We start from the raw sequence: 22,268 nt of genomic DNA, 5'->3' as shown, positions 1-22,268 counted from the left end.
ATGATAATTGCGGGAATGTTTCAAATCTGGACATTTTCTCAATTTTGAGAACATCATCATCGGCAGGAATCAAAAATGCGTCTCCTCTGCAGAGGGCAGAGGAGACGCATTACGAGGCGACGGTACGTTGCAGCACATCAGTACTACAACGCCGCATCTATTGCCTACTTGTAGTTGCCAGCTTCGGAGGCCAAAGTCCAGCCCTGCTCAAAGGCAAAATGGTCGGTCACGTCGGATGGCTTCTTGAGCTGATACTTGTCGTAGGCCGTGCTGCCGGTATCATCCCATGTGGAATCGATGAGCAGCCACTCACCATTGATATGCACGTAGTTCCACGCGTGAGATATCTTCGCTCCAGATACGGAGCCGACCACCACACGGCTATCCAATCCCGCAGCCTTGGCCAGCACCTGATACGCGTAGGCGTAAGACATGCACACGCCCTTGCCGCTAACCATGCCGTACACACTCCATGCGTTCGGATACTTCTCCAGCACATCAGTATTGCTGTTGTCAAACGTACTCTTGGAAGTATTCTTGTCTCCCAGCGTGCTAATCGAGTCATAGTCATATTCCATCTTGCCAGCCAGGTACTGGTCGATGGCAACCGCCTTGTCACTGTCGGAGCCCTGGAACTGCCCCTTAACGGAGTTCACCAAAGACTCGACTTCCTTCTGGCGCTGCTGGTAATTCTCGGGATACTTGACCCACATCACGGTCTTATTGCCATTCTTACGAACCGTGTAACTCACACGCGTCGAATCGACGGCAATATACGGATTCTGGTAAATAACCTCGGACATCACATCCTGCGTGCTGGTCTGATATTCGTCGCTGGCATACTTGGTGATGTCAATCACTTCATGGCCATTGAGAATATTGTTCGCCAGATATTTGCCGAAATCAGTGGACGCGTAGCTGAAGAACGGCGATTCCTTGGTGTCGGAATCAATCTTCTTCTTGTCGTAACCGGTCCAGTCCGTTTTGCCGACCGAATTCAACCGATCCAAGACGCCACCAGCCTTAGGCAGCGCATCCGTGGCAGCCTTGGTGATTTGGCTGAAGGTCTGAGTGAGGTCGCCTTCGTAATACAAATTTCCAGTGTTCTTAATCTTAGTTCCCGGAGCACTGTAAATGAATTTCCAGCCATTGCGGCCGTTACTCGTCAAATCACTGAATTCGCTGGGAACAGCCACGGTGGCTCCGTTCGCCATTTCCACGAACGTGTACACGTAGGCTTGCATGTCTTCCTCAACGGTGTTGTCTTCACCAAAGACACCTTTCAGACCGTAAGACCATTGATCAGTCTGAGCCTGCGTTGCCTGCCCGATGGGTATGGTGGGCACCAGATTATTGGCGTCAATAGCATGCCAACGGCCTTCGTGGCCATCCTTATCCACTGCCGTAACCACAAAGTACAGTTTGCCGGCCGACTCGGCATCCCAACCGCCGCCTGCTTCCTGCAACGCTTCGGCACAATATTCAGACGTGTCCTTCTCGCATCGATTCAGGTAATCCTGACTTTCCACAGCCAGCGACTGGAATGCCATGTTTTGTTTTAACACGCTAGTGCCGAGCGTATCATCCTTGTATTCCTTGGGCTTGTCGTAGTCGGCGGACAACAGCTGCGTCTTGCTGGACGATCCAATCTTCTCCAGGCTGAAGTGCTCCGGCGAGTAGTTTTCGTCGCCCTCGTTACCTCGCGCCTGGAATCGAATGTACGCATATACGTTGTACGACTTCGCGCCATCGACCTTGTCCCAGGAAATGTCGACGCCACCGTCTTTGTTCACCACCGGCGTCACATTGTTCACCTGCGGCAAGCGGGTGATATCCGTGTGCTCCTTGACGCGGAAGAATTGCACGATGGGCTTGGTGAGTTTCTTGCCGTTCGCGCCCACGTACTGCACGTAGTAATAACCGTCCGAAGGCAGGAAACCGCGCTCCTTGCCGATGGAATCACCGTGCTGCATGTCTTTCGGCAAATTCATGTTGCCCGACACCGTGATGGTGCCCGTGCCTTCTTTGTCGTTAAATGGTTCGGTGGCAATCGTCGATGTGGGCACTGGCACGCCGAATGAGGAATCCTGGTAGACGCGAACACAATCATCAAGGCTCAGATCAACGCCCGTCATCTGGGCCTCGCCCCACTTGACGCTGTCTTTGATCTTGACCGGATCCTTCATGATGAGTTCGAACTCATAATAGGTATCTACGGCAATGGGGTCTTTGAACTGGTATTTGTCGCTGGGCATGCCGGCGTAGGCTTGCTCTTTGTTGGGCATGGTGGAGTCGGCCATGATGCCGTCGATGGCACCGTCCGCCTTCAGCATGTAATAGCCGGCAACTGATGCGATGCCGAATACTAGGGCCAGCGCCACAACGATGGCGATAAGAATGATCCACCATTTCGGCTTGCGCTTTTGGCCTTTGGGATTCGTTTGTGCCGGCTTGTTTCGTTTAGGATGCTTGGCTTTATGCGATGTGCTCTGCGCGCCGGGTTGCGCTTGAGTGGGGTAGCCAGTCTGTTGGCTTGGATTCTGCGATTGGTAAGGCTGCTGCCCTGGCTGCGCGGCTTGATACTGCTGATATTGCTGAGGCTGTTGATATGCTGGCTGCCCTTGTGGGTATTGAGGTTGAGGATACTGAGGAGACTGCGGCCATTGGCTTTGTGGCTGTTGCGGGTTGGGCTGCTGTGCCGGGTTCGTCTGGTATTGCGCGGGGTATGGCGGTTGTGTAGGCTGCGGTTGCTGCGGCTGCGCGTATTGCACTGGCTGATATTGCGGCTGCGCAGGTTGAGGCGACTGCTGACCATACTGGTTGTACTGGCCATACTGACCGTATTGACTGTACTGTCCTTGCGAATTGTACTGGCCTTGCTGCGGCCACTGGTTCGCGCCGGTGTTCTGCCCAGGACCTTGCTGCCATTGCCCGGACGGCTGGGATGGTTGGTTATTGTCGTTGCTCGGCTGCTGCGATTCCACGGTGATTCGCCCTTCTCAATATTTCCGAGATACTTCGGAAAACCCCTTCGTTCTGTACCGCCGTGACGTTACTCACGTTGAGCTCGAGCTTAGCACTGAAAGATGTAGCGCGAAATAATCGCGCTACTGATTTTCAACGTGTACAACCATTGTTCATATGTGCATTACTCATTATCCGACGGTATTGCCGTATACCTGTGCTTGCAGATCCTTGCGCGCAGTTTCCATGCGAGTGATTTGTCCGAGCAGCGCAATCTTCTCTTCACCGTCCGGCAGTTGGACCATACGGCGTTTGGCCAAACCGATTTGACGCATGAAGCCCATGTCCAACAATCTGGTGAGCAGTTCGGAGGCATACCGCTGCTCTTCCTTGGTGGCGGGGCGCAATTGCACGGCCGCAGCATTGCCTGGCACGTTGGGTTGCGGAGGTTGAGCTCCATTCCCCGTATCATCTCCCGGCAATGGCAATGGCATAACGGCCAGCTCATTGATTACTTGATTGAGCATGGGGCCACCGGCCTTGGTGAGGTTATGCATCCATAGGCCTTGCGGAGTGTCATCGGAGGGCAATCCTCCCGCTGCCGCAATCGCTTGGAATAGGGTGCGGAATACTGGGCTCATGAAATGGTCGAGCGTCAGCTGACTGAACATCGTGCGGTCAATGGCGCGCGGCACTTGAATAAGCGTGGCCATGAATTGCTGTTCGGCAATGAACACGGCATCATCAATTTTGAAGTACGCTTGCTCCTTGGCATCTTGACGTTCCAACGCTTTGCGCGCAGCCGGGTTGGCGTATGGATTGGTACCGGGTTCCACGCGTAGAGCTTCGTTCTGGAAGCGGCGTTTGGCGGCGTATGCGTCTTCGTCGCGCACATGCATTTGGCGGCGCGCGGTCATGACTTCGCGGCGCATTACTTCCAAATCCACGCCGATGCGTCCTGCGGCTTTACGCGCATACGCATCCCAGAGGGAACGGTCGCGAATTTGTGCCACGAGCGGTGCCACTGCCTTCATTGCGCCCACTTGGCCTGGCGTATACGTCAAGTCAAAGCGTGCAATGGCGGCATCGATCACGAAATCGTAGAGCGGCTTGGCATGGGCGATGAGCGAGCGCACTGCCTCATTGCCTCGTTCGATTCTCAAATCGCAAGGGTCGAGATTGTCATCGGCCACGGCCACGAACGTTTGGGAAAGGAATGCCGAGTCCAAGCCGAATGCATGCAATGCGGCTTTCTGACCGGCCGCATCACCATCGAATGTGAACACGATGCGCGAGCTCAACGGTTGGTCCTTAACCTTAAGCGGACCAACCAATTGCACAGCACCCAGTGAATCATCGGCGATGAGGCGACGCACGATTTTGGCATGTTCGGCACCGAATGCGGTACCACAGGTAGCGATGGCGGTGTCGATGCCGGCCAAATGCATGGCCATCACATCCGTGTAGCCTTCCACAATCACTACTTGGCGCTTTTTCACAATCGCGGATTTGGCCAAATCAATGCCGTACAGCACTTGGGTTTTACGGTACAGCTGTGTATCCGGCGTATTAATGTATTTCGCCGCGATCTGGTCATCCTCATAGAGTTTGCGGGCACCGAAACCGAGCGTTCGGCCGGTCGAATCGCGGATAGGCCAGGTTACACGGCCGCGGAAGTAGTCGTAGATACCGCGCTGGCCTTGGCGTGCCAGACCAGCGTCAAGGATCTCTTTTTGCGTAAAGCCTTTGGATGCCAAATGGCGTACGAGATTATCCCAGCCTTGCGGCGCATAACCGCAGCCGAAGCGTTCGCAGTCGGCTTGCGAGAAATTGCGGCCTCCGAGCAGCTTGCGCGCGGGCAATGCTTCCTGGGTCAGTATCTGCGAGACGAAGAATCGCTGCGCTTCCTCGCAGGCTTCCAGCAGACGCGTGCGTTTGGAGCCGGTGCCGTCCGGACGGCCTGCGGCATTGCCGCTGTTCTCGTAATGCAGTTCGATGTGGTATTTGTCCGCGAGCAGTTCCACGGCTTCGCGGAAGTCAATGTTTTCGGACTGCTCCACGTATTTAAATACGTCGCCGCCCAAACCGCAGCCGAAGCAATGCCATACGCCAAGCGAAGGGCGCACATTGAAGCTGCCGGTTTTCTCGTCATGGAAGGGGCATAGACCCACATACGTACCAGTGCCGGATGGCTTCAGCGTTACGGTCGCGGATACGATGTCATATAGGTCCGCGGCAGCACGCACCTTCTCAACGTCTTCTTTCTTAATCATCCCGACCATAGTTCTCTAGACTACCGCCTGATTACGGACAGGGTAAAATTTTGCCCTGCCCTTTCAATCCTGATGAAAGAAGCTACATCAGCACAGGATGGAGTGGAGGGCTAGGGCGGAGCCATCGGTCAGGGAGGCTACCTGATCGACGGCGACGCGAAGGCGTTCGTCGTCATTGGTGGATTCGTTCCAGTCTTCCAAAAATTGACTTTCCAAAGCGTCTGAGGGAGCTGGAGAATCAGCCATGAGCACGTCAATCAGATCTTCGACGATTTTGAGTTCTTCCTCATGGAACGGTTCGCGTTCGCGCGGTGCCATAACGAAATACACAGCAATGCCTTTGAGCGCCACAATCTCGTAATTGGTTTCCTCGGGAATCACGATATTGGCGGAATATCGCGTCAACGGACCGTTCCCATACATGTCTCTGGTGGCGGTTTCCACCGACCAGCAGAAGCGCCCAATCAAATCGGATGTAATGTTTTTCAGCTGTGCTAAAGCCTGCCGCGACCCGTTGAAGTGTGCGGGGAACACATGTTCACGGCGGAATCGCATGAATGCGGCGAGCAGCTTATCGGCATCCCATTTCGTTCCATACCAAGCTCGCGTCTGCTCAATAATATGATCGAGAATCTGCGGGTCGGCCAATACAATCGGATCGAATGCACCAGTGGCAATGGAATCTTCCACATCATGCACCGAGTAGGCAATGTCATCGGAAAGATCCATGATTTGGCATTCCATCGGCTTAGCAGCCTTAGGAGCGTGCTGCTTCAGCCAACGGAATACAGGCTCATCATCTGGGTAGACGCAGAATTTCTTGGACCTCTCCCCTTTCGGATGCTGGTCGGCTTCTGCCAAAGTCCACGGATATTTGACCGCCGCATCCAACGCGGCACGGGTCAGGTTCACGCCAGCTGAACGACCATCCGGGTGGAATACTTTAGGCTCCAAACGGGTCAGAATGCGCATGGTTTGCGCATTACCTTCAAAGCCGCCGATATTCTTGGCGATTTCAGCAAGCGCTCGTTCTCCATTGTGGCCGAATGGCGGGTGGCCGAGATCATGCGCAAGGCAAGCGCAATCGACCACATCCGGGTCGCATCCGAGCAAAGCGCCGATTTGGCGACCTATTTGGGCGACTTCCAACGTATGAGTGAGCCGCGTGCGGGCGAAGTCATCGGTGCCGGCCACCAAAATCTGACTTTTAGCACCGAGCCGCCGCAACGCAGACGAATGAATGAGTCGCGCGCGATCGCGTTCGAAAGCGGTGCGCGACTTGGATTTAGGAGGCTCCGGAGCCCAACGCTCCTCATCGAAAGCACTGTACCCCTCGTTAACCAGTACCGGTTCCCCATCCCGTGTTGTTTCCATAACCCCAGCATAGATGGCAACCGGACGAGCTTTAAGAACGAAACTAGCCAACATCCCCCAGAAATATGCCGGAACTCCGAAAACTCGCTCATGAAAGAACGGAATCGTTGCTATCACTGGGTGCAGCACCAAAGTGAACAGGAAGTAGCATACGAAGATTCACCAAACAGGTGTTTGCCGATGGAAAGCAACGGCAAACACCTAACCTAAATAGCCAATTATGATTGCATCTCTGTCTGCCGATTTGGTGTCACGGTTGCAGCGATATTCGCATCTCCTACCGATTGATTCTCTTGAGAATCACATGCGTAAAGAACAATATCTTCATTGACTACATGAAGTGTTCCCGGTTTCCATGTCATACCTTTGCCATCCGACTGAGTATTCCAAGTCAGATTGATGTCATCCTTAAGATTCAAAGCCTCCTTCGGCGATTTGACTTTGATAACAGTTCCCCTCATCTCTCTGCAAGTAAGAGAATCCTGCAATTGTTGGTATTGAGATTTACGCGAATCCTTTGTATTCTTTTGTTTCTTAGGCTTCCTTACCTTCTTCGCTTCCTTCGATTCATCTGTTTTCTGCTGCGCATCTAGATTATTCTCCGCAACATTCCCGTTGGGGTCGTATCGCAACGTTTGCACCTCAGCCATTGCAATTGTCAGCGTCTGAATTCTTCTCCAGTAATAGGAGCGAATCATTTGAACAACACAAACGATTAGAGAAGTAATCATCAGCAAAAGAAAAGTTGTACCTGAATCCGCAGTGATAGCTTTTAACAAGTTCTCCGGAATTTTCTCGTTCACCCAATCTAAAACGGTAATGGGGATAATAATACAGGCAATAACATTGAGAGAAATTACCTTCGTTTTACAATCGTCATAATGATTGACAACAATCTTAGTTGCTTGACTGTCCCATTCCACTGGATTATTAACATCCAAAGAGTCAACATTTCGCATATGGCAGCGGAAAAGCATATGCCGAACATGCAATGTCGTAATTCGATCAAGAAATTGCATTCCCATATGTGTTTCTGGAATGCAATCAAGGAATAGAACAACTGTAATCCACAATCCTGCAACTATTGCAAACGAATAAATAAGAGACCAAGGCATATGGCTAGGGAATGGAACCACATAAAATAGAATACCCGTCACACTTAGTAAAATCATCGCTTCACATACTCGTATGCTAGAAACCGGAGTGCTAGGAACAAACAATACGGTAAATAAGATGAGCCCAATTCCAGCAATAAGCATTACAAAAAATTCCCACCAGTAAGGTGTGACATTATTACCAGAAAGGAAAAGAACGAGCATAGCATTCACATATGAGCTTGTAACCACGGATATAAAAGCAGTCCCCTTTAAAACGCCCCTCTCCTTCTTATCAAATTTTCCCCTTGCCTCATGCAACAGAAAAATAGTGACAATAATCTGTACTATAGATATAACAATAAATGAAATAAACGTTACACTGGAATATATCGTGAACGTTTTTATTTTATTAAAAATTGACCACCAATTATCAAACAATAACTTAATAGAATAAGGGATAAGATTATAACCCTTATGCACTATAAAAACACCCGCATAAAACCCCAAAAACACAAATATACTGACAGCTCCATTAACAATTATTCTCCACCATAGATTTTTAGCTTTTACATCCGTAGTTTTTTCTACCATAAATCAAACATCACCCTTCTAATTCTTCCCGGTAAAAGAGATAGTATTTTATAGTAATAATCTCATTTTGTAACGTTCCCATACCCCCTCGTATGGAAATGAGACTTTTCCCTACTCCTATATGAGGAATCAACGTCCATAGTTCGAGGAATAAGGGCCTTCACCCGGAATTATGGACACTAAGGCTAAGTCAGTGTCCGAAATTTAGGGAATAACGTCCTCCACCCTAAATGATGGACGCTGAGTTAACGTCAGTGTCCATCATTTAGGTCGGGTCAGCGTCCGTGTACGAATTTTGGGGCATTAAGAACGCTGACACAACTGAGGACGTCAAAAATGGTACATAACTCCGGAAATATGGAGTTCGTTAGGCCACAACGCTTAGCGTTATGCGCACATCCTGCAAAAAGCCTTAATCGGATACCCCCCCCCCAGGCCAATTTTCGGTTTCGACGGGTGCGGTCTCTTCGCCAGCTGCATCGTGGATTTCGACGGGGTGAAAATGCTGCACCTCTTCGAGCTCATGCTTGGTCTCTTCAAGATCGTGCTCGAGTTCAGCGATGCGGCGCACCTGTTGTGCAATCAGAAGATCACGTAAATCCCGTTTACCGTTACGTACTCGTAGCTTCGGCGTGAACGTACGTTCATTGGTACGGTCGGCCACAAAGCTTTCCACTTGAGAGTGAGCATCAGCATTGATAGGCTCAGCAGCCACCTCATCACCGTAATGGGCACGCCATCGAGCAATACAACGTTCGATGCGCTTGTACCCTATCAAAGATGAATCCAGCCCGGAATCATGGAAAATACGCGCAGGAGATTCGCCAGCCAGATAGCGTCGGATACATTCTCGTTTAAACTGCTCCGTATACCGTATACGCCCATTGGTTACGCGTTCTACAGCCGGCAACGAACGCAGATAAGCAATCTCCTCGTTCGTGAACTCGCCGATTTCCACAGCGGCCTCCGTTCGACTCACTCGCATCACATTGAAAATATGTTCGGAATGCGTCGCTTGGCATAGCTGTGTCAGCCAAGCACTGCAATCGTTTAGATATCTAGATGGTATCTATAACGAACCTAAGTATGCAAGGACAATTAATTCAAAAAGGCAACAAATTAATTACGATACAGAAAAGGACGCGCAACCGATTTGGCTGACGCGTCCTTTTCCTTATTACACACGCATCTTGCTCATGACGAACAAGCTGCATGCTATGCATCACGCGTTCAGTGCACGCTTGGTACCACGGCTCTTGGTGAACACGGTCACGCCAGCGCCAGCCAGCAGCAGTGCCACAACGGCGAACAGTGCAGTGCCAGCAGCACCAGTCAGCGGCAGCTGAGTGATGGACTTGACGTTCTTGACGGTCTTAGCAGTCGTATCAACCTGGTGCAGAGCATCCTGCTGCAGAGTGCCCTCGCCGCCATTCTCACCAATCACGACAGTAAAGGTGACCTTGAAGTTCTGAGCGTAAGAACTCGGAGCGTTGGTCTCCTCGACGGTGTAAGTGCCAGCGGCAAGACCACGGACGGCAATCTTACCCTTGGCGAGCTTGCCCTGCTCACCAGCAGCGGAAGTCAGAGTGTCAGAACCATTGGCATCCGGATAGTAAGTGCCATCGGCATCCTGGGAGAACTTAATAGCATTGCCATCAGTACCCTTGACCTTGAACTCAGCACCCGCCAGACCATTGGCGTCAGCATCAACACCGATCTTAGTGAAGTCGAACTTGCCAAGGTACTTGGTGACTGGGGTACCTTCAGAAGTCTGATCATTGTTATTGGTCACGGAAGCAGTGTTGGTAACGGAATCAACAGCATCCTTAGTCACAGTGCCCTTGTAGGTGACCACAATATCCTTGCCGGCGTAGTCCTTGACATTGTCGAACACAATGGTGGTCTTGGTGCCCTGAGCGGCGTTACCGGTCTGAGTCAGCGTGTAGTCAGTGCCAGCTGCAAGCGTCTTGTCGCCGTTCGCGTCGAAGTTCTTGACCACGACAGTGAACGGATTGGAATCAGACTGGGTAACATCAAGGCCCTTGGATGCGTTATCGGAAATGGTGAACTTGTACGGATCGTAACCGGAAGCGGTAGATGGAACCGTGGCGGTGATGGTGTAGGTCAGCACATCGCCGACGTTCACGGTCGAAGCGGTCTTATCCACAGTCTTGGTCGGCGGAACAGGAGCATTCTCGTTCTTGGCGTTGAAGACGCCGAGCGTCTCAATGTCGTTCTGACCGCCTTCCTTGTTCAGGTCGATCTTGGTGAACGTGTTGTCGCCGTTCTTGATCTGGGTGGCGACCAGAGCGGACTTACCAGTCTTCGTCTCGTTATCACTCTTATAGGAATCGGTGACCAGGAACCATCCCTCGGTCACAGAGATGGAACCATCAGCCGCAGCCGTACCAGTCTGGCCAGCAGGAATGTTCTTGGACAGCTCATCCACAAACTTACGGGCGGTCGCAGCATCAAACGTAGCGACATACGCAGCCGCGTTGGTGCCAGAGTAGTCACCGTCGGTAGGAGCACCGTACTCAGCCGGAACAGCAGCATCGCCGTTGGCAACATCAGCAGCCTTGTATACGGCTTCCTTCCAAGCAGCCTCGGTGTTCACGTCAACGGAAGTGGCGGTATCGTCAGTACCTTGAGCATTATCGAATGTGGCGAACTTGTAGGCAGTGTAAGTGTGTCCCTCCTGCGCATTGTTCACCGTGATGGTGGCAGCATCATTGGATGCCGCGTTAGCGGTGGTGGCGCTGATGGCCAGGCCACCGAGCAGGGTCGCCGCAGCGGCGAGACCCGCGAAAAGCTTCCTCATCTTCATGAGAAATCCTCTCTTCCTTAATTACTTCTTGTGCCGGCAGAGGAGACCACCGGCAGGTGTTTTCTTGCAATCGCGGAGGCTCGGGCCCATTCCCATGCACCTTCGCGATCCGCAAATCTTTGATTGTGTGAGGGATAATCGTGTACCGCTCCCCTCAGTCACCTGCAGTGCCGGCTCCCCTCAAGGAGAGGAGCCGAAGACCACAGATTCGGGTCAGAGCATCAGCCCGTTGCGCTTGCGATACTCGTTGACGATCATTGCGACCACCGCAGCGGCAACCACTGCAAGCCCGCCGAAGATCAGCCAGTTACGAGCCGACATGCCACCAGTCAGCGGTAGCGCAGAAACCGCCACGTAGGAGTTCGTGAAGGTTGGAATCTCATCACCGTCGTTGTCGTATTTGACAGTTGCAGTCAGAGATCCGTCGTTGTTCCTAGCCACTGTGACCGTTGCAGTATGGGTCTTCGTATCGAAGTTCCACCCCGCAACCGTGTCCTTCTTTTCGGCAATCGAGAACGTGTACGTACCTTGCTGACCAAAAGTCATCTCCGCAAATGCACCATCAGTGATTGAGCCATCGTCTTTCACACCAACTCGCTGCGTCGAGCCACTACTAATCTCACCGACGGTATGAGCGGACAAGGTCGAGCAATCATTCCAGTCGGCAGCCGTGCATTGAGTGAGCTTCGTTTCGCCCGCCGTCACTTCGCCGGTTTCACTATCCGTACGAATCAACGTGAACGTGAAGTTCTTGTTATTCGCGCCAGACCAGTTACCACCTACGACTTTCTTGTTGAGCGAAATACGAGCCTTCGCGTCATAGGTACCATCGGTAAACTGCACTACGACCGAACCAGTGACGGCACCACTCAAACGAGTCGAACCTAGATCCATATGATCTGCATACTCGCTGTAATCAGAATCTTCCTTATTTACGCCATCCTGAGTCGTGCTAATGATGCCCATGCCCGTATCAAACATGTACATCATGTCTCCGTCAGCATTACGAGGGCTATAACCATTCGTCAGTACAGCACCTTCACCGACCGTGTCGTACTTCAGCTGCAATGCATCAGTACTGGTCGTAGTGTTTGCCGTGACTTCGCCGGCCGAAACCTTGCTACGATACGCCGTAACGCTGTCGAAGGACACATTCGGAGTACCGGCGGCATCGGAACCAGAGCCCGTATTAAAGCCAGTCACAGTGCCCGGCGTGCTCTTGACCCAAGTCAGGGTGTTGTTCACATCGTCGTTCGTGGCAAACATTGACAACGGACGCACCAGCCAGCCAACGCCGCGAAGCACCTTAAGACCATCGTTCTGTGTACCTGCATCGGCAAAGACACCAGAATTAGTCACCACAATCTTCGACCGGTGCTCGTTTACCTTGTAATTCGTTGGCGCAGAAGTCTCCACAAGACAATACGTGCCGCTGTTCAGCGTGCCTGCACCATTGTTCGCCTGAGCGGTCGGCATGATGCCAGAACCGTTGATCGCCAAGTTGTCCGGCTTGGTATTTCCGTTGACATTGAGCGTATCATACGCCGCCGCATTAGCGGTGTCCACGGAATCACAGTCACCATCGCCAGTCACACTGTCACTCAATCGATACAACTTGAATTGAGCATACGAAGCAATCGACTTGCCCGACTCATCCACCTTTTGCACGAACAGTTCATTCTTGATGTTCGACACGTAGAAGTTCGCGGAGAACTGACGTGAGAAGCCGGAGAAGTCCAGACGCCTCGTGTTGTCAGCTGTGACACCGTTGACAGTGGAAGCCGTCGAATGGTAATACGCCACCGTATAGTCGGCATCATTCTTCTGGTTATCCTGCAGCATGTAGTAGTACTGCTGAATGTCACCCGGCATATCCTCGATGGTGACGGCATAGCTACCGCTCGTCTGCAACGTGAACACGTTTGCAGTACCGCCATTCGGATTCATGGCTTTAATGGTTTTTACGATACCATCCATGCCGCCAGTGGTCTCATACTTCCAACCACCCAACTGGCTGCCGTACACGCCACGCCACGCATCGGCATCATCGATGCTCTTGGATTTGTCATGCTTGAGAACAACAGCAAACATGATGCCCTGACTCGGGTCGACATCATTGCCATCAATATCTTTGACTTCAGTGGACGCGGTCGTGGTTACTTTGCCCAGCGCCAACGAACCGGTATTCCATAGGCTGCCGGCATCATCCTTGTTATAGGACGACACCACCACGCCGCTCCTGGTACCGGATGTGGAACTCGTGTCCTCCACGTAATGCAGGTACAAGCCCACCGTACTTGCCGCACCTTGACGGTAACCGGCCGGAACTGAAGTTTCCTTGAGTACGTAATAATCCTTGCCTTGGGTATGTAGATCATCAAAGCTGACGATCTTGCCCTCGTCATCCTGAAGAACCAGCGTGCCCTGGGCATCGGTCGTGCCGTGGCCAACCTCCACCAGATTGCCGTACTGAGCGTCCGACGTGTATAGGGTGAATCCGGCGTTAGCAACCGCACCGTTGTTCTGATCAACCTTATGGATTTCACTTTCCGGAATCGTCTTCAGGTTGAACTTCAGACTCATGTTGGAATCGGTGTTACCACGCTCCAAGTAGAAGAACTTCAATGTGTGATATGTGCCATCGGCAAAGGTATTGCCGCGCCAAGTAGTCGCACCGGTCTTTTGCGCTGCGGCATACAACGCGCGCAAATTAGTCTGTCGCACGCCACTCACGCTCACAGCACCGGTCGCAAAGTTGATATCCAGTGTGGATGCGTTATGAATACCGCCCAAGTCGCCGACCAGCACATCATCGATGTACACCCACACATCATCATCACCGGAGAAGTGATATTGCATGGTCTCACCCTTGCCAACACCTTCTTCAATGACACCATTCGTTGGCTGCACAAAGCGGGATGACATCGACAAACCGAAGTAATGGTCCAGCGCTCCAGCCTTGGACTCGATATTTCTCTGAGCGAGGCCATTCCTTCCTTCGGAGAAAACCGTGCTGGCATGATTGAATGGGAAGAACTGACCATTCATGGACGAATCATTGCCACCAGCGTGCACAGCCCAAGTGTTATATAGCGTCCAAGCCTTCGAATTCGTGTCGAGCGTAGCGAAATTCGCACTATCGAATGTGCCGTTCTGATATGCGGTAGCCAGTGCGTTGTAATAGTAGTATCCCTTGCTATCAACCTGCAGCAGACCAGACGTACCCATATAGGAACTCTTACCATTCACATTGTTGCCGTTAAACAGATAAGACAGCGACTCACTGTCATACGTCGAGTTCAATTGCGGATAACCGTCAACAAGCGTATTGGATACCAAACCCTGACGCGGCGTAGAGTTTGTAGTCCACTTATTAATCGAATCCCTAAATGTGTTGTCATTGGTGCGGAACTTAAGATTGTGGCCTGCATTGATACCACTATCACCTATGCCATCGCAATCTGTATTGTCCTGAGTCGGATCCGTGTCGCACACCCAGTAATCAAACGCGTTAATCGTCGTGCCGCTCGGAGAGACACCCTGCACGGTGTAATCATTCAGCGCATATGGAGAAATGCCACCATCGGAAGCGTCGGAAGCGGAATCGTTGGCACCAGAATTATCAGATTGAATCGTCTGAGTCTCGGCGACCTGTGCATCATCGACTTGTGCCGCATTAGCATCAGACTGGGTGCTGTTTGCCTGACTACCCTGGCCATCCGCAGCCTGACCATCCGTGGTCTGAGCTTGGGTGGCTTGGGTGGTTTGTGTCTGAGCGTCGGAGGCATTCTCGTCTTGGGCCATAGCCGTAGCACTTACGCCGGCAACCGTGCCCAGCATGGCGAGCGCAACAATTGCAGCCGTCGCCCGGTTGACGGTTGTACTGGTCCTCTTCTTCGCCTCGTTCAGCAGATCCGCAATCTTCCGCATTGCCGTCTCTTCTCTTCCCGCATTTTCATGCGTCAGCGTTCTCGTTCTTGCGGGCCCCGAAGTTTTACCCCTTCAGCGGGTATGCACAACCTCTTCAAGGCCTCATACAAAACGCATCGTAACGGCTTAAAATAGCGGTTTACAGCCCCCTAAAATGACTCAAGAAATGTGGATATACCCCCTTTGCGCGGGGTTACCCATGCATCGCAAGGGGCATTAAGAACCACCCTCCCATAGGGGGTTACGTGAAATTAACCACAAAATGTGGAACGCTCACCGGCGTGGCGCACAATCACCACACACATTTTGTTAGTGAATACTTGCTAACCATATCAGGCTATAGCCAGAAACACAACGAGGTCTTCCGAATATATCGGAAGACCTCGAGTAACTCTATATAAAGGAGTAATTTACCTTGTGTTTACTGTTGTCTTGTATTTATCACCGGTCTTTATCCCTTTTCCGGTCTTTATTCCAATCACCGGTCTATATTCATCTCCCCCACCGCCGCTAAGTGCATCTTTCTCCACCGCTAAGCGCAACTTATTCGGGCAGCGAAGCCACACCTCCCAAAATTCTTGTACTGAGAGTCCGTCAGTACAAGAAATTCCGGAGAATAGGCCACACTACCCAAAATCCTTGCACTGAGAGGGACTCAGTACAAAGATTTCGGGAGATTACCGTTGTTTACCCGAATTTTGGACGCTGACAGAACCTCAGTGTCCAAAATTCAGGAAGATTCCCCCTACACCGGAACCAATCCCAGACTCAACCGCTTCACAACAAGGTGGCAGCGTCGAGCTTGGCCAAATCCTCGGGCGGCAACACCTCAGCGGCGTGCTCGTAGAGGCGCGGAATACGGTTCCTCAAGCAAGTGAAGATCTCGTAGCTGATGGTGTCGGCGGCGCGAGCCCAATCATCGGCGGTCGGCTCGGCAAAGTCCTCACCGCGGCCAGGACCGAACAATTCCACCGTGTCACCCTCATGTACGCCAAGCTCAGCGGCGGAACCGTGCAAGTCCACAATGAACTGGTCCATGCACACGCGGCCGCACACACGCAACAGGCGCGGACCCTGAGTGGTCATGATGCGCACCGGGCCGCCTTCCTTCTCCACATGCTTGGCGCCTTCCATATCAAAGCCAGAAGCCAAACGGTGAATACCGTCCGCGTAGCCGAGCGGCACGATGGCGGTGGAAGTATTGTCCGGAGTCAAATAAGTGCGGCCATAGGAGATGCCGTGGCCGGCTTCCACATCCTTCACGGTGCCAAGCTGGGCCTGAAGGCGCATGGCCGGGGTCAGATGCCAATCGCGCGGAGTGCCCATAGCCGGGTCCGGCTCATAACCATACAATCCAATGCCCGGGCGAGTCAGTTCGAAGTGAATCTCCGGGCGATCCAATGTGGCCGCGGTATTTGCCAAATGGCGAATCTGCGGCGGAATGCCAGCGGCTTCCATACGGCGGGTGAAATCCTTGAACGTTTCAATCTGACGATCAGTAGAAGCCACGAACTCCGGTACATCCGGCGAATCAGCCACAGCCAAATGGCTCCACTGGCCAATAATCTGGATCACGCCTTCCTTCGTGAGCGGCACCAGCTTGGCGAGTGCCACGTCAAAGCCAGCCGGAGTGAAACCGTTGCGGCCAAAGCCGGAGTCCACCTTCACATGCACGCGAGCCGGCTTGCCCAGCTTGCGAGCAGCGGCGGCCACGGCATCAATGCCCGGCAGAGAGCCCACGGAAACATCAATATCAGCGGCGATCAGCTCATCGAACGGAACTTCGGTGCCGTTATAGACCCAAGTCAAAATATGGCAGCGGTCAGGGCCGATGCCCAGCTTGCGCAGCAGCAATGCTTCATGCGATTGCGCAGTGCCCAGCCAAGTGGCGCCGCCAGCCAAGGCAGCCAAAGCAGCAGGCAGCAGACCGTGGCCGTATGCATCCGCCTTCACCACGCCCATCACCGCAGTACCGGAGTTCGGGCCGCCAACCACGGAAACCAGATGCGCCATGTTGTCTCGCAAGGCCTTCAAATCCACAATGGCCTGTGCGGGGTATTGGCGACGGGCGGCCGCATAATTGGCCTTGCCCTGCTCGCCGGAAAAACTAATATCAGGTGCTGCATTCATGCTCATGAGTCCCTATTCTTGCGCGACAATGTGACGTGTGGGGCATAAGGCCACATTTCAGCAAACTTTGAACGAAAAGTAACCCAAAAGTTACACATAAACGGCCCTTATCGCGGACTTGAAACATTGTTGTCCGCAAGTGCAGCGTAGACTTACCGAACTATACGGTTCTTAAGCATAATTCCAATCAATTACGCGACCCGTTGTTTGATTCCCGGCGTTGAGGCGTGCCGGGATCCCGGAAATCCGTCCGGTTTAGCCCCATAAACCAAGTTCATGAGAGAAGAACATGGATCTCTTCCGCAAAAAAAGCGTGGATCAGCTTGTATCTGAATCCACTCCTCTAAAGCGCACTATGCACACGTTTGATCTGACGATGCTTGGCATCGGCGCGATCATCGGTACCGGTATCTTCGTGCTTACCGGTAAGGGTGCGCTTACCGCCGGCCCGGCACTGTCCGTCTCGTTCCTGCTTGCCGCTATCTGCTGCGGTTTTGCAGGCCTGTGCTACGCCGAATTCGCTTCTATGGCGCCGGTTTCCGGTTCCGCTTACTCCTATGCCTATCTGGCGTTCGGCGAACTCATCGCCTTCATCATTGGCTGGGATCTTATTTTGGAATACGCTCTGCAGGCGGCCACCGTGTCTGCCGGCTGGTCTGGCTATTTCAACAAACTGCTTGAAGGCTTCGGCCTGCATCTGCCAGTTGAATTGACCGCCGCCTATGGCACGACTCCGGGTGTCACCACGTATTTCAACCTGCCTGGTTTCGTGATTGTGCTGCTGATTACCTGGGTGTTGTCCATCGGTATCAATCAAACTAAGCGCACTAACGACATTATGGTGATGATCAAGCTCATTATTATTGTGCTGTTCATCGTCTGCACCGCATGGTTTGTGAACCCGGCCAACTGGAAGCCGTTCTCCCCGTACGGCATCTACACCTTCCAGCCTGGTTCCACTCAGCCGTATGGCATTGTGCCCGCCGCTTCGATTGTGTTCTTCAGCTTCATCGGCTTCGATGCAGTCTCTTCCTCCGCTGAGGAGACCGTGAACCCGAACAAGACACTGCCGAAGGGCATTCTGCTTTCCTTGGCTATTTCCACGGTGCTCTACATTGTGATGACGTTCATCATGACCGGCGTGGTGCCGTACAAGGAGTTCGCTAACTTCATCGACGCTCCGGTCGCCGGCGTGATTCTGGCCACCGGCCTGAACTGGCTGGCCGTGATTGTGAATCTCGGCGCTCTGATTGGTATGACCACGGTGATGCTCGTGCAGCTCTACGGCCAGTCCCGTATCTGCTATGCCATGAGCCGCGACGGCTTGTTCCCGGAGTTCTTCGGCCATGTGCATGAGAAGTACCGCACCCCGTTCAAGGGCACTTGGTTCTTCGGCATTCTGACCGCTATCGCCGGTGGTTTCATCAACATTAACGTGCTGTTCGAGCTGGTGAACATCGGTACACTGTCTGCATTCATTATTGTGTCCGCAGGTATTCTGTGGATGCGCAAGACGCAGCCGGATGCGCATCGCGGTTTCAAGGCTCCGCTCGTACCGTTCACACCGATTATCTCCATTGTGTTCTGCTTTGTGCTGATTGCAGGTTTGAACTGGGAGACTTGGGTGCGATTCGCCATTTGGTTCGGCTTGGGTCTGATTGTGTACTTCGGCTACAGCCGCAAGCGCTCCAAGCTTGAGCATGGCAACAAACCTGAAGTTACCGATGATTATGTCGAAGCCGCTGAAGCTGAGACAACCAAATAATCAGCATCGCTGAATGGTAGTAATAAAGCCCCTCATTTGAGGGGCTTTATTACTACCATTCATGTCTTTGATAGGCGATTCTGGTGGTATCCGTGGGGCGATCCAACAGTTGAATCAGGCCGCAGCGGGCGAATCCTGCGGTTTCCAACACATGCTGCATGGCCTTATTATTCGGGTGCGTATCGGCGCGCACGTTGCCGTAATGCTTCAATGCCCAAGTAATGCAGTCGCGCGCGGCATGGCGCACCAAACCGGATGAGGCGATACGGTGAATGGTCACGTACGTGTCATTATCAAGCCACGCGCCATCGATGGAAGCATACGTCGGGTCTTCGCCCGGGCAGAGGGCGAACTGGGCCAGAATCCGTTCGCGACCATTATGCACATCGACCAGCAGCATCGTGCGCTGATTGGCAATGTCATCGATAATCACAGATTCGCGTGGAAATTCCGTACCCCATTGCGTAGGATTACCATTCGCAGCCATGAGTGCGCGCGCATGTGCGTAAATCTTTTGCATTTGAGGCAAGTCGTGCATTGTGGCACGGCGGAATCGGCGGCCCGTCGCCTTATTCGCAATATTCGCCTGAGTCACCTCTTACCTCTTTTCTGTGCCGTTCGCATACTGCCCATCACGCAAAAACGAATGGTTGAACTGACGGTAAACCTATCATGACGTTGATATAGGAATCCCCGCCCACGTCATAGCGTGGACGGGGATTGTCTCAAAGACGCTTAGCTAACAAGCGAAAATTCAATCAGACAACTTTGCGTTCGAATGGATCGGAGCTGATGCCTTCCTCGAGAATCTGCTTCGCCCATTCCTTAGCGGTGAACAGGCTGTGATCACGGTAGTTGCCACAGCTCTTCTCCGTAGTGGCCGGCACATCATCCCAAGTTGCCTTGTAGGCAATGAATTCCAAGGATTCCTTCAACGCCTTGGCTACTTCCTCAGTGGGATGCTCGCCCCAGGTCAGCAGGTGGAAGCCGGTGCGGCAGCCGAACGGCGAGCAGTCGATGTAGCCCGGAATACGTTCGCGCAGCAGCACGGCAATCGTGTGCTCGATGGTGTGCAGACCACCGGTCGGAATAGCCTGCTTGTTCGGCTGGGTCAGGCGCAAATCATAATTGGAGATCACATCGCCGTGCGGCCCCTTTTCGGTATCAATGTAACGCACATATGGAGCCTTGACCTTCGTATGATCAAGCTGGAACGACTCGACAACAGGCTTTTCCTGAGTTTCTTCTGCCATGCTTCACCTTTCTACTGTGTTTGCACTTGCTCTGTTTGACCATCGTAGCCAGCAATAACGGCTTGTGCGCGCGCGACTTGCAGGCTCGCTATAGACGTTTGTTATTGAGACTTATTACGAGTGCTTACGCATTACCAGCATTAAACGCGGCAACAACTTCCATGAATCTCTTGCCGTAAAGCTCGAGCTTATGCTCGCCCACACCGTTTACGGCCAGGAACTGCGCGTTGGTAACCGGCCGAATCACAGCCATATCGCGCAACGTCTTATCCGAAAAGACGATATATGGCGGTTTGCCGATTTCCTGCGCAATAGTTCGGCGAAGTTCACGCAGCTTCTGGAACAATGCTCCAGCATCATCGTTCGGCACATAGGAGCTCAGAGGCACGGCAGAGCCAGACTCACTGTCACCAACCGCTCCCCCAGCGTATGCGCCACGATTTGCCGCATGAGACGACGACTTGCGCTCCACTTTCTTAATCTCGTAATGGAAATCAGGTGCAACAGTTTTCGCAGCATGCTCACCGAATTGCACAATGGGTAAGCGTCCCTCAGCAATAGAAAGGTAACCGTCCGTGGCCATCTGATTCAACACATCGCGAATCAATGCAGTATTGGCATCTTTAAGCATGCCAAATGTAGGCAGCTGTTCAGGGTTCAACCATGCCAAATCCTGGGCTTGAGAACCGCGCAAAATCTTGACGATCTTTCCCGCGCCGACGCGCTGGTTCACATCATGTACGCAGCGACTGATGGCACGCGCTACCTGAGTCACATCCGTGGTGGCAAATGTACTTTCACAGTTGGAGCATGCGCCGCACTTGCTATTGCCGCTATTGGCGACATCGGGTGCAGTCATCTCCAGCTCTTGACCAAAATACCGGGTCATATACCGATGCAGGCAGTCAGTGGTACGGCAATAACCAATCATGGCATTCAGCAAATTGCGCTTATGCTGACGGTTCCGCTCCTGCCGTTCAGGAGTCATGCGCTCATTTTCATAGTCATCGTCCAAAAGCCGGCGACGCGTCACAATATCCGATTCGTTCCATAGCAACGTGCAACGGCTGGGTTCACCGTCTCGCCCGGCGCGTCCAGCTTCCTGATAGTAGGCTTCGATGGATTCCGGCATGTTGTAATGGATTACGAAGCGCACATCGGATTTATCGATGCCCATGCCGAACGCGTTGGTGGCCACTACCACCGGCACCTTGTCGGTGATGAAATCACGCTGGGCACGTTCGCGAACATCCGCAGCCATGCCGCCGTGGTAGGCGACCGCGCTGTGCCCCATATCGTTGAGCGTGGTGGCAAGCTCTTCCGTGGTTTTGCGGGTAGCACAGTAGATGATGCCGGACCCATCCGCATGTTCGGCAATATAAGAGCACACCCATGCGGTCTTGTATTTGTTTTCGAGCTTGACCACGTCAAAAAACAGGTTCGGCCGGTCGAAACCGGTCACAGTGACCGCAGGATTGTGTAGACCAATCAGTTGGATAATATCGCGCCGCACATCTTCAGTGGCGGTGGCGGTGAATGCACCAACCGGCGGGCGTTTGGGGAGCCCGGCGATGAATTCGCCAATCCCGAGATATGAAGAGCGGAAATCCTGTCCCCATTGGGAAACGCAATGGGCTTCATCTACTGCGATCAAGGAAATCGGCGTACGGGCGGCAAAATCGCGGAATCGCCCAGTTTCCAAGCGTTCCGGAGCCACATACAGCAGTTTGATTTGCCCTGCAGCGGCTTGGGCAAGCACCATAGCCTGCTCGTCCATGTCTTGTGTGGTGTTAATGAATGCGGCCGGCAGACCAATATCATTCAGCGCATCCACCTGATCGCGCATGAGGGAAATCAGCGGCGAAATCACTAAAGTGACACCCGGCAGCAAGGCCGCGGGAATCTGATAGCACACGGATTTGCCGGCGCCGGTGGGCATCACGCCCAACACATCACGGCCGGCAAGCAGGGCTTCAACAATGCCTTGCTGGCCGGGCCGGAATGAATCGTAACCGTAATACTGTTTGAGCGCGGCGAGCGCTGCATCCTGTGCCGTCATGGCTC

12 protein-coding genes are annotated in these 22,268 nt (G+C 52.8%); 1 reads left to right on the top strand and 11 read right to left on the bottom strand.

Annotation, left to right across the window (positions count from 1 at the left end):
• Positions 1-164: 164 nt before the first annotated feature.
• The 8 genes from Tam1G_RS05820 to alr all read right to left on the bottom strand — a co-directional run bounded on the left by Tam1G_RS05820 (position 165) and on the right by alr (position 17,192).
• Complete coding sequence (locus Tam1G_RS05820; RefSeq protein ID WP_101625776.1) at positions 165-2,984, bottom strand: transglutaminase domain-containing protein; 2,820 nt, start codon at positions 2,982-2,984, stop codon at positions 165-167.
• Positions 2,985-3,155: 171 nt separating this feature from the next.
• On the bottom strand, positions 3,156-5,246 hold the full coding sequence (dnaG, locus tag Tam1G_RS05815) for a DNA primase (RefSeq protein WP_101625775.1): 2,091 nt from the start codon (positions 5,244-5,246) through the stop codon (positions 3,156-3,158).
• A gap of 78 nt (positions 5,247-5,324) precedes the next feature.
• Positions 5,325-6,611: a deoxyguanosinetriphosphate triphosphohydrolase gene (locus Tam1G_RS05810; protein WP_101625811.1), complete on the bottom strand. Its 1,287-nt coding sequence runs from the start codon at positions 6,609-6,611 to the stop codon at positions 5,325-5,327.
• Between the two features lie 218 nt (positions 6,612-6,829).
• Positions 6,830-8,299, bottom strand: a complete 1,470-nt coding sequence (locus tag Tam1G_RS05805) for an NfeD family protein (RefSeq protein WP_101625774.1) — start codon at positions 8,297-8,299, stop codon at positions 6,830-6,832.
• A gap of 412 nt (positions 8,300-8,711) precedes the next feature.
• Positions 8,712-9,278: a transposase gene (locus Tam1G_RS05800; RefSeq protein WP_207553076.1), complete on the bottom strand. Its 567-nt coding sequence runs from the start codon at positions 9,276-9,278 to the stop codon at positions 8,712-8,714.
• Positions 9,279-9,521: 243 nt separating this feature from the next.
• Entirely contained in the window at positions 9,522-11,126 is a 1,605-nt protein-coding gene (locus tag Tam1G_RS05795; protein ID WP_101625773.1) for a SpaH/EbpB family LPXTG-anchored major pilin, read from the bottom strand.
• A 213-nt stretch (positions 11,127-11,339) separates the two neighbouring features.
• Entirely contained in the window at positions 11,340-15,056 is a 3,717-nt protein-coding gene (locus Tam1G_RS05790; RefSeq protein WP_101625772.1) for a Spy0128 family protein, read from the bottom strand.
• A 777-nt stretch (positions 15,057-15,833) separates the two neighbouring features.
• Entirely contained in the window at positions 15,834-17,192 is a 1,359-nt protein-coding gene (gene alr / locus Tam1G_RS05785) for an alanine racemase (protein ID WP_101625771.1), read from the bottom strand.
• A gap of 283 nt (positions 17,193-17,475) precedes the next feature.
• Here alr and Tam1G_RS05780 point away from each other — a divergent pair, with 283 nt between their 5' ends.
• Positions 17,476-18,951: an APC family permease gene (locus Tam1G_RS05780; RefSeq protein ID WP_101625770.1), complete on the top strand. Its 1,476-nt coding sequence runs from the start codon at positions 17,476-17,478 to the stop codon at positions 18,949-18,951.
• A gap of 52 nt (positions 18,952-19,003) precedes the next feature.
• Here Tam1G_RS05780 and Tam1G_RS05775 read toward each other — a convergent pair whose 3' ends face one another.
• The 3 genes from Tam1G_RS05775 to recQ form a co-directional block, all read right to left on the bottom strand.
• Positions 19,004-19,546 carry a GNAT family N-acetyltransferase gene (locus Tam1G_RS05775; protein WP_033889560.1) on the bottom strand — a complete coding sequence of 181 codons (543 nt, stop codon included), beginning with the start codon at positions 19,544-19,546 and terminating at the stop codon, positions 19,004-19,006.
• 163 nt (positions 19,547-19,709) lie between these two features.
• Positions 19,710-20,204, bottom strand: coding sequence for an S-ribosylhomocysteine lyase (locus Tam1G_RS05770; RefSeq protein WP_033889558.1), 495 nt, complete (start codon positions 20,202-20,204; stop codon positions 19,710-19,712).
• A gap of 124 nt (positions 20,205-20,328) precedes the next feature.
• Entirely contained in the window at positions 20,329-22,263 is a 1,935-nt protein-coding gene (gene recQ, locus Tam1G_RS05765) for a DNA helicase RecQ (protein ID WP_101625769.1), read from the bottom strand.
• Between the last annotated feature and the right edge of the window lie 5 nt (positions 22,264-22,268).

This window comes from Bifidobacterium imperatoris (assembly GCF_002860405.1).
GTDB classification, from domain to species: domain Bacteria; phylum Actinomycetota; class Actinomycetes; order Actinomycetales; family Bifidobacteriaceae; genus Bifidobacterium; species Bifidobacterium imperatoris.
The sequence above is the reverse complement of the archived record's forward strand: the minus strand, read 5'-3'. Positions and strand labels throughout refer to the sequence as shown.

Excerpts from the sequence above, each read along its gene's own strand:
- dnaG (WP_101625775.1), bottom strand. The coding sequence starts at position 5,246 with ATGGTCGGGATGATTAAGAAAGAAGACGTTGAGAAGGTGCGTGCTGCC.
- Tam1G_RS05810 (WP_101625811.1), bottom strand. The coding sequence starts at position 6,611 with ATGGAAACAACACGGGATGGGGAACCGGTACTGGTTAACGAGGGGTAC.
- Tam1G_RS05805 (WP_101625774.1), bottom strand. The coding sequence starts at position 8,299 with ATGGTAGAAAAAACTACGGATGTAAAAGCTAAAAATCTATGGTGGAGA.
- Tam1G_RS05795 (WP_101625773.1), bottom strand. The coding sequence starts at position 11,126 with ATGAAGATGAGGAAGCTTTTCGCGGGTCTCGCCGCTGCGGCGACCCTG.
- Tam1G_RS05790 (WP_101625772.1), bottom strand. The coding sequence starts at position 15,056 with ATGCGGAAGATTGCGGATCTGCTGAACGAGGCGAAGAAGAGGACCAGT.
- alr (WP_101625771.1), bottom strand. The coding sequence starts at position 17,192 with ATGAGCATGAATGCAGCACCTGATATTAGTTTTTCCGGCGAGCAGGGC.
- Tam1G_RS05780 (WP_101625770.1), top strand. The coding sequence starts at position 17,476 with ATGGATCTCTTCCGCAAAAAAAGCGTGGATCAGCTTGTATCTGAATCC.
- Tam1G_RS05770 (WP_033889558.1), bottom strand. The coding sequence starts at position 20,204 with ATGGCAGAAGAAACTCAGGAAAAGCCTGTTGTCGAGTCGTTCCAGCTT.
- recQ (WP_101625769.1), bottom strand. The coding sequence starts at position 22,263 with ATGACGGCACAGGATGCAGCGCTCGCCGCGCTCAAACAGTATTACGGT.